The sequence below is a fragment of the Pseudomonas sp. Pseusp11 genome, assembly GCF_047304405.1.
In the GTDB taxonomy this organism is placed as follows: domain Bacteria; phylum Pseudomonadota; class Gammaproteobacteria; order Pseudomonadales; family Pseudomonadaceae; genus Aquipseudomonas.
Genome location: NZ_JBGLZF010000013.1, coordinates 49,883 through 63,728, shown reverse-complemented (window position 1 = coordinate 63,728; position 13,846 = coordinate 49,883). Strand labels below are relative to the sequence as shown.

At 62.4% G+C, this 13,846-nt stretch carries 14 protein-coding genes; all 14 read right to left on the bottom strand.

All coding sequences use genetic code 11. From position 1 onward, the window contains the following. Positions 1 to 6: 6 nt before the first annotated feature. From ACCC96_RS12970 to ACCC96_RS12905, 14 genes are read right to left on the bottom strand one after another with little or no spacing between them, the layout of a single operon-like run. Positions 7 to 1,233: a beta-ketoacyl-ACP synthase gene (locus ACCC96_RS12970; RefSeq protein ID WP_019581869.1), complete on the bottom strand. Its 1,227-nt coding sequence runs from the start codon at positions 1,231 to 1,233 to the stop codon at positions 7 to 9. Next, the gene (gene fabG, locus ACCC96_RS12965; protein WP_413696039.1) at positions 1,233 to 1,961 is read right to left on the bottom strand and encodes a 3-oxoacyl-ACP reductase FabG; all 729 of its coding nucleotides are present in this window, start codon (positions 1,959 to 1,961) and stop codon (positions 1,233 to 1,235) included. Before fabG ends, ACCC96_RS12970 begins: the two co-directional genes overlap by 1 nt. Beyond that, positions 1,961 to 2,419, bottom strand: a complete 459-nt coding sequence (locus ACCC96_RS12960) for a hotdog family protein (RefSeq protein ID WP_413696038.1) — start codon at positions 2,417 to 2,419, stop codon at positions 1,961 to 1,963. Before ACCC96_RS12960 ends, fabG begins: the two co-directional genes overlap by 1 nt. Beyond that, on the bottom strand, positions 2,416 to 3,612 hold the full coding sequence (locus ACCC96_RS12955; RefSeq protein ID WP_413696037.1) for a beta-ketoacyl-[acyl-carrier-protein] synthase family protein: 1,197 nt from the start codon (positions 3,610 to 3,612) through the stop codon (positions 2,416 to 2,418). Before ACCC96_RS12955 ends, ACCC96_RS12960 begins: the two co-directional genes overlap by 4 nt. Continuing rightward, the gene (locus ACCC96_RS12950) at positions 3,609 to 4,121 is read right to left on the bottom strand and encodes a hypothetical protein (protein ID WP_019650773.1); all 513 of its coding nucleotides are present in this window, start codon (positions 4,119 to 4,121) and stop codon (positions 3,609 to 3,611) included. The genes ACCC96_RS12955 and ACCC96_RS12950 overlap by 4 nt, the downstream gene beginning before the upstream one ends. Next, positions 4,121 to 4,846 carry a class I SAM-dependent methyltransferase gene (locus ACCC96_RS12945; protein ID WP_413696036.1) on the bottom strand — a complete coding sequence of 242 codons (726 nt, stop codon included), beginning with the start codon at positions 4,844 to 4,846 and terminating at the stop codon, positions 4,121 to 4,123. Before ACCC96_RS12945 ends, ACCC96_RS12950 begins: the two co-directional genes overlap by 1 nt. Further along, a complete protein-coding gene (locus ACCC96_RS12940; protein ID WP_413696035.1) occupies positions 4,843 to 6,090 on the bottom strand; it encodes an NAD(P)/FAD-dependent oxidoreductase in 1,248 nt (415 codons plus the stop codon). The genes ACCC96_RS12945 and ACCC96_RS12940 overlap by 4 nt, the downstream gene beginning before the upstream one ends. After that, positions 6,077 to 7,234: a sodium:proton antiporter gene (locus tag ACCC96_RS12935; protein WP_413696034.1), complete on the bottom strand. Its 1,158-nt coding sequence runs from the start codon at positions 7,232 to 7,234 to the stop codon at positions 6,077 to 6,079. Before ACCC96_RS12935 ends, ACCC96_RS12940 begins: the two co-directional genes overlap by 14 nt. Then, positions 7,234 to 9,573, bottom strand: coding sequence for an MMPL family transporter (locus ACCC96_RS12930; protein WP_413696033.1), 2,340 nt, complete (start codon positions 9,571 to 9,573; stop codon positions 7,234 to 7,236). Before ACCC96_RS12930 ends, ACCC96_RS12935 begins: the two co-directional genes overlap by 1 nt. Continuing rightward, a complete protein-coding gene (locus ACCC96_RS12925) occupies positions 9,557 to 10,159 on the bottom strand; it encodes an outer membrane lipoprotein carrier protein LolA (RefSeq protein WP_413696032.1) in 603 nt (200 codons plus the stop codon). The genes ACCC96_RS12930 and ACCC96_RS12925 overlap by 17 nt, the downstream gene beginning before the upstream one ends. Next, the gene (locus ACCC96_RS12920; protein WP_413696031.1) at positions 10,156 to 10,581 is read right to left on the bottom strand and encodes an acyl-CoA thioesterase; all 426 of its coding nucleotides are present in this window, start codon (positions 10,579 to 10,581) and stop codon (positions 10,156 to 10,158) included. Before ACCC96_RS12920 ends, ACCC96_RS12925 begins: the two co-directional genes overlap by 4 nt. Then, complete coding sequence (locus tag ACCC96_RS12915) at positions 10,574 to 12,118, bottom strand: HAL/PAL/TAL family ammonia-lyase (RefSeq protein WP_019650767.1); 1,545 nt, start codon at positions 12,116 to 12,118, stop codon at positions 10,574 to 10,576. Before ACCC96_RS12915 ends, ACCC96_RS12920 begins: the two co-directional genes overlap by 8 nt. After that, on the bottom strand, positions 12,099 to 13,046 hold the full coding sequence (locus ACCC96_RS12910; protein WP_019650766.1) for a glycosyl transferase: 948 nt from the start codon (positions 13,044 to 13,046) through the stop codon (positions 12,099 to 12,101). Before ACCC96_RS12910 ends, ACCC96_RS12915 begins: the two co-directional genes overlap by 20 nt. Continuing rightward, a complete protein-coding gene (locus ACCC96_RS12905) occupies positions 13,043 to 13,777 on the bottom strand; it encodes a glycosyltransferase family 2 protein (protein WP_019650765.1) in 735 nt (244 codons plus the stop codon). The genes ACCC96_RS12910 and ACCC96_RS12905 overlap by 4 nt, the downstream gene beginning before the upstream one ends. Positions 13,778 to 13,846: the final 69 nt, after the last annotated feature.

Sequence of the window (13,846 nt, the reverse complement as noted above, 5' to 3'; positions counted from 1 at the left end):
TTTCGTTTACGACCAGCGGCGGAAGATCAACGAGGTGTTGACCCCACCAAAAGCGAAGTTGTTGTTCATCACGTACTGGTTGCTCATCTGCCGGAATTCACCGCGCAGGTAATCGAGCTTGCCGCACTGGGGATCGACCTCATCGAGGTTGAAGGTGTGCACGTACAGGTCGCGGTTCATCATTTCGATGCTGAACCAGGACTCCAGCGCGCCGCAGGCTCCCAGGGTGTGGCCGAGGAAGCTCTTCTGCGAGCTGATCGGCATGTGTTCGCCGAACAAGCTGTTGGTCGCCAGTGTTTCGGCAATGTCACCCTGTTCTGTCGCCGTACCGTGACCATTTACATAGCCGATGGCGCTTGGGTCGAGCCCGGCGTCTTCCAAAGCCAGCTCCATGGCCCGGCGCATGGTGATCAGCTCGGGGCGGGTGGCATGCTGGCCGTCGGCGTTGCTGCCGAAACCGACGATCTCGGCGTGGATGCGGGCGCCACGTGCCAGGGCGTGTTCGAGTTCTTCGAGTACCAGCATGCCGCCGCCCTCACCGATCACCAGGCCATCGCGGCCGCTGTCGTAAGGGCGCGGGCTGGTTTGCGGGGCATCGTTTTTCAGGCTGGTGGCGTAGAGCGCATCGAACACCATGGCCTCGGTCGGGCACAGCTCTTCGGCACCGCCGGCGAGCATCAGCGGCAGGCGGCCGAACTTGATCGACTCGTAGGCGTAACCGATGCCCTGGCTGCCGCTGGTGCAGGCACTGGAGGTCGGGATCAGTCGGCCGGTGAGGCCGAAGAAGATGCTGATATTCGCTGCCGTGGTGTGCGGCATCATCCGCACGTAGGAGTTGGCGTTCAGGCCTTCGGCCACCGAATTGAGCAACATTTTGCCGAACGCCTTGATCTCGTCGGTGCTGCCGGTGGACGAGCCGCAGGACACGCCCATGCGCCCGTCCTTGATCGACTCATCACCCAGTAGCCCGGCGTCCGCCAGGGCCTGTTCTGCAGCGCCGACTGCCAGCCGCGATACCCGGCCCATGCTGCGCAACTGCTTGCGCGTCCAGTGGCCGGGCACCTGGAAGTCGTCGATCGGCCCGGCCAGGCGGGTATTGAGTTCGGTAAAGCGATCCCACTCGTGCATGCGACGAATGCCGCTGCGGTTGGCGGCGAAGTTGGCGGCGATGGTGTCCCAGTCGCTGCCCAGTGAGGTGATGCCGGCCATGCCGGTGACGACGACGCGCTTCATCAGCACAGGCCTCCGTTGACGGCCAGAACCTGCCGGGTGATGTACGAAGCTTCCGCCGACATCAGGAAATTCACTGCACTGGCCACCTCTTCCGGGGTGCCCATGCGTTGTGCGGGGATCATTTTCATCAGTTCTTCCACCGGCACGTTTTCATCGAGCATCGCCGTGTCGATCAGGCCGGGTGCGACACAGTTAACCGTGATTTTGCGCTTGCCCAGCTCAATCGCCAATGCCTTGGCCGCGCCGATCAGACCGGCCTTGGACGCGCTGTAATTGACCTGCCCGCGATTGCCGATCAGCCCGGACACCGAAGTAATGCAGACAATCCGCCCGGCGGCGCGACGACGGATCATCGGCATCATCACTGGGTGCAGCACGTTGTAGAAACCGTCGAGGTTGGTGCGTATCACCACATCCCAGTCCTCCTCGCTCAGGGCCGGAAAAGCACCGTCGCGGGTCAGGCCGGCGTTGAGCACCACGCCGTAATAGGCGCCATGAGCTTCCACGTCGGCTTCGAGAATGGCTTTGCAGCTGGCGCGGTTGCTGACGTCGAATTGCAGGATGCGCGCGTTGCGGCCCAAGGCTTCCACTTCTGCTTTGACGGCTTCGGCGTCCGCCAAGCCGCTGCGACAGTGCAGCACGATGTCATGCCCCGCTCGGGCCAGACGCAATGCGATGGCGCGGCCAATACCACGGCTGGAGCCGGTGACCAGTACGGATTCAGTCATCACTCGACTCCTTGGGGTTCATGCAGATATTGAGCGGCTTGAGGTGGGCGGAACACGTTCAGCCGGGCGGTCGCGTGGATGCCGGGGGCGGTGATGTGGCATTCGAATACGCCCATGCCGTTGTCGTCTTCCAGCGAGCGTATCCCATGGATGGTCAGCTCGGTGCCGGCAGGGAAGTGTTCCACGTTGCATTCGAATTTGCGGCTGCCGAGCAGGAAGCCCAGTTCCACCGCATTGCCTTTCTGGCGCGCATGGCAGCCAGCGTAAGCGGCGACGCTCTGGGCCATCAACTCGATGCCGACCCAGGCCGGCAGGCTGCCGTCGGGGCGATTGAACAGGCCGCCGGGCTTGACGGTGAGTCGGGTATAGATCTGCTCGTCGTCGAACGACAGGATCTGATCGATGAGGATCATGTCGCCGGCATGGGGCAGCAGTTCGGCGAGCGGCCAGGTAATCATGGGGCGTCTCCGATAATCAGGCTGACGTTATTGCCACCAAAGGCAAAGGAATTACTCATCAGGTAGCGGGGTGCAATGGACGTCAGGTGGTCGGTCGGGGTCACCCAATGCAATGCCGGCAACTCGGGGTCGGGCTGCCCGTCCCAGACATGGGGCGGCAGGGCATGCTCGTGGTTATCCGCGCTCAGGCTCAACCAGCAGAACGCCGCTTCCAGGGCGCCAGCGGCGCCGAGGGTATGGCCGGTCATCGGTTTGGTTGATGAGCAGGGCACGCCTTGTGGAAACAGCGCCGTCACAGCCAGGCTTTCCATGGCGTCGTTGTGTTGGGTGGCGGTGCCGTGCAGGTTTAGATAGCTGATTTGTTGGGGTTGCAGGCCTGCGCGGCTCAAGGCTTTGTGCATGGCTTGCCGGGCGCCACGGCCGGTTGGTTCCGGCGCGGAAATATGGTGTGCATCGGAGCTGGCACCACTGCCGAGCAAAGCAATCGGTTGGCCGCTGCCAGCGGTTTTGCTCATCAGGAACAGCACCGCGGCTTCGCCGATATTGATGCCGTTGCGGTTCGCCGAAAACGGGTTGCAGCGTTGCTCGGACACCGCTTCCAGGGCAGAGAAACCGTTGAGGGTCAGCTTGCACAAGCTGTCGACACCGCCGCACAACACGGCATCGCACATGCCCAGGTCGAGCAGCCGTTGGGCACTCATCAGCGCACGGGCGCTGGAGGTGCAGGCGGTGGAGATCACATAGGCCGGGCCGCTCAATTGCAGCCAGTCGGCGAGAAACGTCGCCGGTGCGCCGAGCTCTTGCTGCTGATAGTCATAATCAGCCGGGAAGTGATGTTCGCGGATGTAATGGGCCAGGCCGCGGCTGGCTTCGTCGATGCCTGAGGTGCTGGTGCCCAGAATGACGCCGATACGGTCGCGGCCGTAGGTCTGGATCGCCTGCTCGATGTCTTGGCGAATTTGCAGCGCGGCCTCCAGCAGCAATTGATTGTTGCGACTGTTTTGATGAGCCAACTCAGCCGGAATCGGTGCCAGCTCACCACGCACCGCCGCCACGGGCAACGAGCGCTCCGCGACCCAGCCGGCCTCGCTACGCATGCCCGAGCAATCGCCGGCAAACAGGTTGCGGGCGACTTCCTGCTTGTCGCGGCCGAGGGCGCAGATTACCCCAAGGGCATTCAGGTAAGCGGTCATGGCGTGTTTTCGCCTAACGGGGTGACGCGATAATGCGGGCCTTGGGACACGTTCAATTCAAAGCTCGGTGGTTGCGAAAGACTTGGTTGCGAAAGACTTGGTTGTGAATAGCGGATGTTCCAGCGCGCTGACAATGACCGTTGCCCGTCATGCTGCCGGGCGGCGGGATAGTTGCGGTGCAACTCGCCTTCGGGGGTCAATGCAAACAACAGGGCGGCGAACAGCTCCCGGGCTTCCGGATTGGGTGGTAGCAAGCCGTCGGCTTGCCATTGGCCATCGATCAGTTTCTGTCGTGCCACGGGAATTCCCAACGGGTCCATCATCGACCAGCGAATGCCCGGGCCTTCACGCTGGATCACCAGGAGCCAGTCCTGACGCTGCTCGGCCATCTGCCGTTCGATGTGTAGTTGCAGTGGCAACGCCAGGTTCGGGGTTCGCTCGGGCAGCGGCGTCTGGCTGGCACAGGCGCTCAGTAGCAGGACACAACCCAGAAGCAGGAAACGGATCATCAGACACTCTCTTCAAGGGGCTTGCGCGCGACCACATTGACCAGGGTTTCTTCCCGGTGGCCAAAGGGTTTTGGCTGGCGCAAGCCGAAGCGTTCGAGCAGGCCGAAATCCTTGGCGCGACTCCACCACAAGTAAGGGTAAGACACGTTTTTCGGGCCGAATTCAAAACCCTGCCGACGAATCATCTCCAGGTAGCCGGCGGCGCTCTTTTGCACGTGCATCGGATGGCGGAACAACCAGCGAATCACCCACGTATCAATGTAAGCCTCGGTGGACTCGGCGAACAGCAGATAACCGCCCGGCTTGAGCACCCGGTAGAACTCGGCCAAGGCCTGGTCCTGCTCGACCAGGTGATGGAAAGTCTGGTGACAGAACAGCAGATCGACACCGGCGTCTGGCACTTTGATGCTGGCGCAGTCACTGCCGATCAGCTCTACATCCATGCCCTGGCGGATCGCTTCTTCGCCGCTCAGGTTCAGGCTGTGAGGGTCGGCATCCAGCCCGATCAGGCGCTTGGGCGCGAAGGTCTGGCGCAGGTACTGGAACGACTTGCCCTGGCCGCAACCGGCATCGAGCAATACCGGGTTGTCGGGCAATGGCTCGCTGAACAGGCTGCGCAAATCATTGATCGCCACTCGCAATACATGGTGCTGCCAGGTGTGGCTGCGCAGGAACCAGAAACCGAAACGGGTTTCTTCGACGTAGTTGTCGCTCAAATAACTCATGTCGCATCCTTTGCGCAAAGCTCTGAGATCATCCGCAGTCGACGTTTGGCTTCGCTGACGAACGGGTTGCGTTCATCCCAGGCGTAACCCGCGAGGATCGAGCTGATCATGCGGCGAATATCCTCTGTACCGCCCTGATAGAAAATCACATCCTGAAAAGTCCCGGCGTACCAGCCTTCGACGTAGCAACGGAAGGTGTCGACGCCACGCTTGAGGGGTTCGGCAAACTCGGTTTGCCAGTCGACGCTTTCACCTTGCAGTTGGCGGTGCAGCACCCCGGCGGCCATGCTCGCCGAACGCATGGCGATGGTCACGCCGGAGGAGAACACCGGGTCGAGAAATTCTGCGGCATTGCCCAACAAGGCGAAGCCAGGGCCATGCAGGGTTTTGACGTTGGCCGAATAGCCGCCGATGGTTCGCGCGGGTGTATCCCATACGGCGTTACTCAGCACCCCGGCCAGGCTTGGAGTTTCAGCGATGAAGCCGCGCAGGCAGTCGTCCAGATTGTCGGTGCGGCCTGCGAAGTGTTCGGCGGCCGCCACCACGCCCACCGAGCAACGGCCGTTGCTGAACGGGATGGTCCAGAACCAGATGTCGCGTTGGGTCGGATGGGTGGTGATGAGGATTTTTTCCCGTTCGAAAGCCGGGCTGTCGATACAGTCTTCGACGTGGGTGAATACCGCCTGGCGCACCGGAAAGTTTGACGGCGCCTCAAGGTCCAGCAAGCGCGGCAGCACACGACCGTAGCCGCTGGCATCGAGCACGAAGTCGGCCTCGACGCGGTATTGGCTGCCATCTTCGCGAAGCACATCGAGCTGCGGTTTCGCCAGGCTGAAATCAACGCTGACGATGGCTTCGCCGTAACGGACGTCGACTCCCTGCAGTTCAGCCTGATCGGCCAGCAGCTTGTCAAAGTCGGCGCGCTGGACCTGGAAGGTCGTCGGCTTGCCGTTGCTGAACGTCTCGCCGAAATCGAAGGTGCTGTACTGATCGCCCCAGGCGAATGCCGCACCGTTCTTCAACTGGAAACCGGCCGCATTGACCGCGTCGAGCATGCCGGCTTCTTCGACGAAATCCAGGCAGTGGGACAGCAGGCTTTCACCGATGGAAAACCGTGGGAAATGCTGGCGTTCGATCATCAGCACATCATGGCCTTTGCGCTTGAGCAGCGCGGCGGCGATAGCGCCCGAGGGGCCGGCACCGATCACCACCACCTGACGACGTTCCATTTCAACTGTTGGCACGGGTGCTCCTTGCCGGGGCGGCGATGTTCAAAGGGATTCGGTGCATGCCGGCGAGTGCCGGCAGCAGGGTTGCGACCAGGCCCATCAACATCAGCGCGAAATACAGCTCGGGGCTGATGAGTTGTTGTTGCAGCAGCAGGTTGAGAAAGACGATTTCGCTCAAGCCGCGGATATTCAGTAAAAGGCTTTCCCGCCAGCGGCTGGCACCTTCAAACGAGACGCCGGCCCAGCCAAGGCCCAGCCAGTTGCCCAACAATTTGCTGGCGATCGGCAACAGCACAAGCGCGGACAGTTGTACCGCGCCGAGGCTGTCGATGGCGTTGTGCACGTTGATCTGCACGATGCCGAACGTGAGGATCAGCGGGATGGCGACCCAGGTCTGCAAACCGCTCATCCACGCCGTTGGCAATGGCAGTACCAGCGACACCTTGAGCGCGGCCATGCACAGCAGGTAACCGATGCCGAAAATCAGCGCATTGAGCTTGAAGTGTTCGGCGACCACCAGCAGCGCGAAGAAGCAGCCGCTGTGCAGCAACGGTTGGCGCAAGCCGAGCAGTCGCAGCAGCAACGGCAGGCAGGCGCCGGCCAGCGGCAGCAGCAGGCTGCTCAGGTGCAGGCTGCCCTGGGCGAACGCGAACAGGGTCCAGCAGGTCAGGTCGATCAGGATCGCGGTCTGCACCAGGCGCCGGGTGGCGGCGGGCGGGTAGTTGATGTGTCGCAGGTACAAGTACAACACCGGAATCGCGGTAATGGCGAACAGCAGACCGACCGCCAGCGAACTGATCCACGGCTGCGGCGGCAGCAACCAGACCGCTGTCGCCAACCCGCAGGCAAACGGAATGCAGAAACTCGGCAGGGCGATTTTCAGGCTCTGGCGATCCAGTCGCAGGTCGATCACGTCGCTGAGAATGTGCCCCAGCAGCAAGGCAAAGCTCAGGCTGTAGAGGTTCTTCAGCCAATCCGGCGAGATCAGTTCGGCACCGCTCAGTTGCCAGCCCGGTTCGATCCAGAAATACATCAGCAGCGGCAGGCCGAAGGTTGCCAGCAACAACTGGCTGACGATCGGAATCAGACCGAAACGTCGACCGACACGGGTGGCCACGGCGAACAACACCAAGGCCATTACCCAGAACGCCGCGACCATCAAGCTGTTGGCTCCGCAACCGGTGCGGTGTGGACTTGGCGTCCGGCCCACGGCGCCAGGATGAAGCTGTATGCCAGGCCGAGGCTCACCGACAGGCCGAAGTTGCTCACCGCCGGTGTGCTGGACACCGCCAGCAGACCAAACGACAACCATGTGGTTGCGGCTGCCAGCATGGTGCCCAACAGGCTCGCCGCGGCGCCGCCGATCTGTTCGCGCATGAGGATCGCGTAGTCGACGCTGATGGCTGTCACCAGCAGCAGGCCGAACAGGCTGAACAGCGTCAGCGGCTGACCCAGCCAGCCGAGGCTTGCCAGGCTGCACAGGGCTGCCAGCAGTGGCAGAGAGACGATTCGCAGCGCGCCGCCGAGACCGAAGGGCAGGATCAGCACCAGCACGATCAACACGCAGGAGGCGAGTTTCAATTCAGCGGCGCTGATTTGAGTTGCGGCGAACACCTTGTTCAGTTCGCCGAGGCGGTCGACCAGTTGCACACCCGGCAAGTCCAGCGCCTGGACCCGCAACAGCGCGGGGTTGTTCAAGCCTTGCAGGCTGACCATCGCGGCCACGCCGTTATCGGTCGGCCCCAGCCACAGGGTGCGATAGGGCTCGGCCAATGGGCCGGCCAGCGCCGCGTCGATGTCTTCGGTGGGCAGCGCCTGTAACTTCACCAGCTCGGCTTGCAGCGCGTCAGCAGGCACGCCAAGGTCGAGCAACGGTTGCCAGAATTGCGGCAGCTTGCCCAGTGCATCACGCACTTTACGCTGTTCGCTCGGCGTACTGACCAGCTGGTTGAGCGACAGGTAGCCCTGGAGTTTTTCCAGATTGACCAACTGATCCAGACGCTCGCTCAGTGCCGTCAGGCGTTCGAGCAACTCCTGCTGATTGGCCGCGCGCACCAGGAAGAACTGGCTGGTGGGTTGATGGCCGGTGACGCGCGCAATGGTCTGCGCCTCGTCCGTCAGTTGTTGCGGTGCGCCGATCCATTGGCGAATGTCGTTTTTGGTCTGCAGCTGCAACAGACCGCCGACACAGAAGGCGATCAGCAGCGCCAGCAGCACCGGCGTGCGTACGTATTTGAGCAGCGATTCACGCAGCGCCAGCAAAGACTCGGCAATGCGCATCGGCCATTGCGCCGGACGCAGTTGCACGCCCTTGAGCAGCGCCGGCAGCAGACACACCGCCGACAGATAAGCGCCGAGCAGGCCGGCGGCGGAGAACACGGCAATCTGGGTCAGGGCCGGGAACGGCGTCCAGGCCAGGGCCAGGTAGCCGATGCCACTGGTGATCAGGCTCAGCGTCAGCCCCGGCAGGGTCAGGCGCAACGCCGGCCAACTGTGCCAGGGTTTCAGGCTCCAGCTTTTGGACAGGTAATGCAGCGGGTAATCCACTGCCACGCCGATCAGGCTTGAACCGAGCACCAGCGTCATCACATGCATGTGACCGAACAGCGCCACGCAGGCCACCGCGCCGAACAGCATGCCCACCAGCACCGGGACGAACGCCAGCACCACCCGCCAACGCCGGAAGGCCAGCAACAGCAGCAACAGAATCCCCATCGTGGCGCCGCCGCCGACCCAGGTAATCTCGCGTGCGGCTTGCCGTTGACCGCTGGCGGCATACAGCAGGCCGCTGGCGGCGAGCAATTGTACATCCGCCTGGGCGGCTTCTTCGCGACTGTGCTGGAGCAGGTCGGCCACTTGCAGCGGCAGGTTCATGTCGAATGCGTTGCCGACGGTTCGCGCCCGCAGCATCACCCAGCTCTTGCCGTCGGCATCGGCGACCAGCGCGCCGCTGCCAATGTCCAATTGCACCGAGCCGCGCTGTGGCTGGCTGTTCTGGATGCGCCCGGTCAGGCCGAGCCAGTCGTCCTGGCTCGGCACCAGGCTGAAGCCGGTAAACGGGTCGAACAGGGCTTGCACCCGTTGCTGGATAAAAGCGTCGGGGTGCTCGATGAGTTGCTGGCGGTCGGCGGCGGACAGCATCGCCAGTCGGCCTTGCAGCAATTGCGTGCGCAGCGCTGGCAAGTCGGCTTGCAGGTTCCACTGGACCTTTTCGAACACGCCGCTGGCTTGCCACTGTTCACCGAGTTTTTGCGCCATGGCGATGGCTTGCTGACGGTCTTTATGGCCGACCAGTACCAGCATTTCCCGGTTCAACGGTTCTTGCATGCGTTGTTCGGCGCGCAGCTCCAGCGCGTCCGGCGCGGTGCCTGGCACCAGTTCCATCAGGTTGGCCGACAGCGGAGTGCCGTCGCGCCACTGCCAACCGGCGAGTGCGAGCACCGCCAGCAGCAGGACCAGGAACAGCCGCGGCAGCATCCGTTCACTCGGCAAAGTCATGTTGCTCCGCATCGCTCAAAGGTTGGGCGCTGGTGCTGTCCTGCATGCGCAACAGGGTTCGGTCACCCTGGGTTTCGAGCAGCTCGATGTTGTGTACCAGTTCGCCGCCGTCAATGTTGATCTGATTGAACACCTGTTTGAGCAGCATCGAACGCGGGGTCAGGGTCAGTTTCCAGTTCTGCGCATCACCACTCAGCGACAGCTCGAAATCCCGTTGCAGGCCACTGCTGTCGCCTTGCAGCACGGCGAGGAACAAACGGTTCTGTTCGGCGCCGGCACTCTTGCTCGGCAGCATTTGCCAACCGCTGGCGTCCCGCCGGGCAATGCCCTGGGGGCTGATGCGGTAGTCCTGTTGCAGCGGGGTTTTCAGCAGCCAGAGCAAGCCGTGATTTTTCGCCAGAACGAAGGTGCCCTTGCTGGTCAGCGGCTGGGGCAGGGCACGCAGGTGTTTTTCCTGGATGAAGTTGCCGTGGATCACATCGGGTTTGGCCAGTTGATCGCTCAGTTGCTGCAGATCGAAGGCCTGGGCCAACGATGAAAGCCCGAGCAACGCTAAAGCGCCAAGGCATTTGAAAAGCGAATTCATGGCAGCACCCTTTCAACCGCGTCGGTAAACACCTTGGGTAAAGCCAGCTGCATTTCGCGGCTGCTCATGTCGACGGCGACCTGCACTGAAACAGCGCGGGTCAAACGTTCGCCAGTTGCAAGATCGCTGATCAGATAATTGATCTTCAGGCGATTCTCCCATTCCACCAGGCTGGCGCGCACATTCAGCTTCTGGCCGAACACGGCGCCGCGCACATAGCGCAACTGCAAATCGATCACAGGCCATGCGTAACCCGACGCAACCATGGCGTCGTAGTTGTGGCCGATCCTGTCCAGCAGCGCACAGCGGGCGACTTCCAGGTATTTGACGTAATGGCCGTGCCAGACCACGTTCATGGTGTCGACGTCAAAGAACGGGACGAGGATTTCCGTATCGGTGTGAAGCACTCCCTTGCTACGCATGTAGCCTCCAGTGTTGCTCGGCGATGCGTTGCAGGCACAGGCGCAATTCGCCTTCCAGGGCACGGTCTTCGATGACCGGGGGGAAGTCTTTGGCCAATTCTTCGTGCATCGCGGCCAAGGCCGGTGGCAGTGGGCGCGCGTCTTCAGCCTGGCCGCGCAGCCAGACGCCTTGATTGGCCGCCAGCAGCGTGGCGGCGGCGACCTGTTCGGTCAGCTCCAGCACGCGGATGGCGTCGCGGGCGGCGATGGTGCCCATGCTGACCTTGTCCTGGTTGTGGCACTCGGTGGAGCGCGAGAAGACGCTGGCCGGCATGGTGTTTTTCAGGGCTTCGGCGGTCCAGGCGCTGGTGCCGATCTGCACGGCCTTGAAGCCGTGATTGAGCATCGCACGGTCGGCGGTGGCGCCGGACAGGTTGCTCGGCAAGCCATGGTTGTAACGTTCGTCCACCAGCAGCGCGAGTTGACGGTCGAGCAAGTCGGCGACGTTGGCCACCAGGTTTTTCAGGCTGTCCATGGCGAACGCGATGTGGCCGCCGTAGAAGTGCCCGCCGTGCAGTACGCGTTCGGCCTCGGCGTCGATGATCGGGTTGTCATTGGCGCTGTTGAGTTCGATCTCGATGAACGAGCGCAGCCAGTTCAGGCTGTCGGCCAGCACACCGAGCACGTGTGGCGCGCAACGCAGGGAGTAACGGTCTTGCAGGCGATGCAGCGGCGCGGTCGGCGCGTCGATCGCCAGATCCTTGCGCAACCACGCGGCAACTTGCATCTGCCCTGGATGGGGTTTGGCGGCGAACAGGCGCTCGTCGAAGTGCTCCGGGTTGCCCTGCAAAGCGACCACGTTCAGCGCGGTGATGCGCGTGGCCAGTTGCAGCAGGTAATCGGCACGGGCATAAGCCAGGCACGCAAGGCCGGTCATCACGGCGGTGCCGTTCATCAACGCCAGGGCTTCTTTGGGGCGCAATACCAGCGGCTGCCAACCCAGTTCGCGGTGCACATCGGCAGCTTGTCGGCGTTCGCCGCGGAACATCACTTCGCGCTCGCCGGACAAGGTTGCGGCGACGTAGGACAGCGGCGTCAGATCACCGCTGGCGCCCACTGAACCTTCTTCCGGAATCAGCGGCAGGATGTCGTGTTCGAGGAACGCTTGCAGGCGCTCCAGCAACTCCACGCGTACCCCGGACACGCCCTGGCACAGCGACTGCAAACGCGCCGCCAGCACCGCGCGGGTGGCCTGGGCGTCGAGCAGTTTGCCCAGGCCGCAGCCGTGGAACGTGTACAGATGACGGGGCAACGCCTCGACGTGATGCAGCGGCACCGCCACCACGCAGGAATCGCCATAACCGGTGGTCACGCCATAGATCACACCTTCCTTGTCCAGCAGGGAGTCAAGGAACTGCGGGCCCTTGGCAATGCGCTGGCGAAACTCGGGGTCGCCCTGCAACTGCGTTGGCACCTGACGGTTAGCCAGGGCCAGCACGTCTTCGATGCACAAAGGGAGTTCGCCGAAGGTTACCGGCTCAAGCGTTGGCGTCGTCATCGGTCTTCCAGAAAGGGTAAAAGTTGAACCATTGTTGGGGCGCTTCGAGGCAATAGTGACCCAGACGTTCGGCGTAGCGGGAGGCCCACTGATGAATGACCTGTTCGCGCTCGCTGCGTTTCCATACCACCGCCTCGGTGAACGGTTCGAGGGTCAGTCGATAGTCGCCCGTGGGTTTCTTCAGGCACAGCAGCAGATTGACCGGGCATTTCAGCAGACCGGCCAATAGCCAAGGGCCCTGAGGGAAGGCTGCCTGATGACCGAGAAAGTCCACTGTCACGCTACGCCCGCCATGCAGCGGTACGCGGTCGCCGGCAATTGCCAGCCACTCGCCGCGCTCCAGGCGCTCATGCAGTTGCAGCATGATCACCGGGTCGAGCTCGCTGACCTGGATCAGCCGCAGATTGGTTGCCCCGGCTTCGCCCAGCAGGCGGTTGAACTGCTCGGCGTGCTTGGTGTGCACCAGCACGTTCATGGTGACTTTCTCGCCGATCTCGGCCAGTGCCCGGCAAACCTCGAGATTGCCCAGATGCGTGCCCACCAGCATCTGCCCGCGCGTGCCGCGCAGTTTATTGCGCAGCAGCGCCGGGTCGATGATTTCGATCTGCTCGATGCTCAGCTTGCCGTTCCACACGTCGAGTTTGTCGAGCATGGAATCGGCGAAGGCCATGAACTGGCCGAACACCCGCCAATGGGTCGGACGCAATTCGCTGCGCCCGCTCCAGTCGGCGAGCCGCTGCTGGTATTGCCAGGCGCTTTGGCGGGCGCTGCGTCCGAACAGGAAAAAGTACAGCACGATGCCGTACAGCAGTGGGCTCAGCAGGCGTCGGCCCAGGACCTTTGCGCAGAATGCGGTGAACTTCATCAGCCAGAAACTGCCACGCTCCTGGCGATCGGCCCAGTGCTGTTTGTCTACGTTGTCGCTCATGCTCGCCACCGTCGCCAGAGGATCACCGGTGCCCGCAGCAACATGCCGAAGAACAGCCGGGTGTGCATGCTCGTAATCAGTACGTTGTCGTAGAACAGACGGAAATGTGAAACGCCATCCAGCGGGTAATGGACCCTGGTTTTCAGCCATTGCATCGGCAGATTGCGCCAGGCCAGGCGCACCAGGATGTCGGAGTCGAAGTCCATGCGCTTGCCGATTCTGGCCGAGTCGATCAGTGCCAGGGTTGGCGGTAATGGATAGACACGGAAGCCGCACATCGAGTCGCGAATCTGCAGCGACAGGGTGTTGATCCAGACCATGACGTGAGTCAGGTAGCGCGCGTACAAACGACCTTTCGGCACGCTGGCGTCGTATTGCGGATAGCCACAGATCACCGCCCCAGGATGGTTGCGTGAGTATTCGATGAAGACTTTGACGTCTTGCAGGTCGTGCTGGCCGTCGGCGTCTACCTGCAGGGCATGGCTGAAACCCAGGCGCGAAGCTTCCCGCAGACCGGTCATCACTGCGCCGCCCTTGCCCTGATTGACGGTGAGCCGGATCAGATAAACCCGGTCGCGCTGCGCCAGTTGGTCGAGTACCTTGGCGCAGGCGGGGCTGCTGGCATCGTCCACCAGAATGCATGGCAGGTCACAGGCAAGCAGCGCATCGACCACGGCAGTGATTGCGGTTTCGTGGTTGTAGACCGGGATTACGGCGCAGGGGTTATGCATCTGAAACCTCCACAGAACCCTGGTTGTGCAGAGACTGACTGTGGCGAGGGAGCTTGCTCCCGTTCGAGC

What these genes read in the sequence shown, in the direction of transcription:
- ACCC96_RS12970 (WP_019581869.1), bottom strand. Translation starts at nt 1,233, where the DNA reads ATGAAGCGCGTCGTCGTCACCGGCATGGCCGGCATCACCTCACTGGGC.
- fabG (WP_413696039.1), bottom strand. Translation starts at nt 1,961, where the DNA reads ATGACTGAATCCGTACTGGTCACCGGCTCCAGCCGTGGTATTGGCCGC.
- ACCC96_RS12960 (WP_413696038.1), bottom strand. Translation starts at nt 2,419, where the DNA reads ATGATTACCTGGCCGCTCGCCGAACTGCTGCCCCATGCCGGCGACATG.
- ACCC96_RS12955 (WP_413696037.1), bottom strand. Translation starts at nt 3,612, where the DNA reads ATGACCGCTTACCTGAATGCCCTTGGGGTAATCTGCGCCCTCGGCCGC.
- ACCC96_RS12950 (WP_019650773.1), bottom strand. Translation starts at nt 4,121, where the DNA reads ATGATCCGTTTCCTGCTTCTGGGTTGTGTCCTGCTACTGAGCGCCTGT.
- ACCC96_RS12945 (WP_413696036.1), bottom strand. Translation starts at nt 4,846, where the DNA reads ATGAGTTATTTGAGCGACAACTACGTCGAAGAAACCCGTTTCGGTTTC.
- ACCC96_RS12935 (WP_413696034.1), bottom strand. Translation starts at nt 7,234, where the DNA reads ATGGTCGCGGCGTTCTGGGTAATGGCCTTGGTGTTGTTCGCCGTGGCC.
- ACCC96_RS12930 (WP_413696033.1), bottom strand. Translation starts at nt 9,573, where the DNA reads ATGACTTTGCCGAGTGAACGGATGCTGCCGCGGCTGTTCCTGGTCCTG.
- ACCC96_RS12925 (WP_413696032.1), bottom strand. Translation starts at nt 10,159, where the DNA reads ATGAATTCGCTTTTCAAATGCCTTGGCGCTTTAGCGTTGCTCGGGCTT.
- ACCC96_RS12920 (WP_413696031.1), bottom strand. Translation starts at nt 10,581, where the DNA reads ATGCGTAGCAAGGGAGTGCTTCACACCGATACGGAAATCCTCGTCCCG.
- ACCC96_RS12915 (WP_019650767.1), bottom strand. Translation starts at nt 12,118, where the DNA reads ATGACGACGCCAACGCTTGAGCCGGTAACCTTCGGCGAACTCCCTTTG.
- ACCC96_RS12910 (WP_019650766.1), bottom strand. Translation starts at nt 13,046, where the DNA reads ATGAGCGACAACGTAGACAAACAGCACTGGGCCGATCGCCAGGAGCGT.
- ACCC96_RS12905 (WP_019650765.1), bottom strand. Translation starts at nt 13,777, where the DNA reads ATGCATAACCCCTGCGCCGTAATCCCGGTCTACAACCACGAAACCGCA.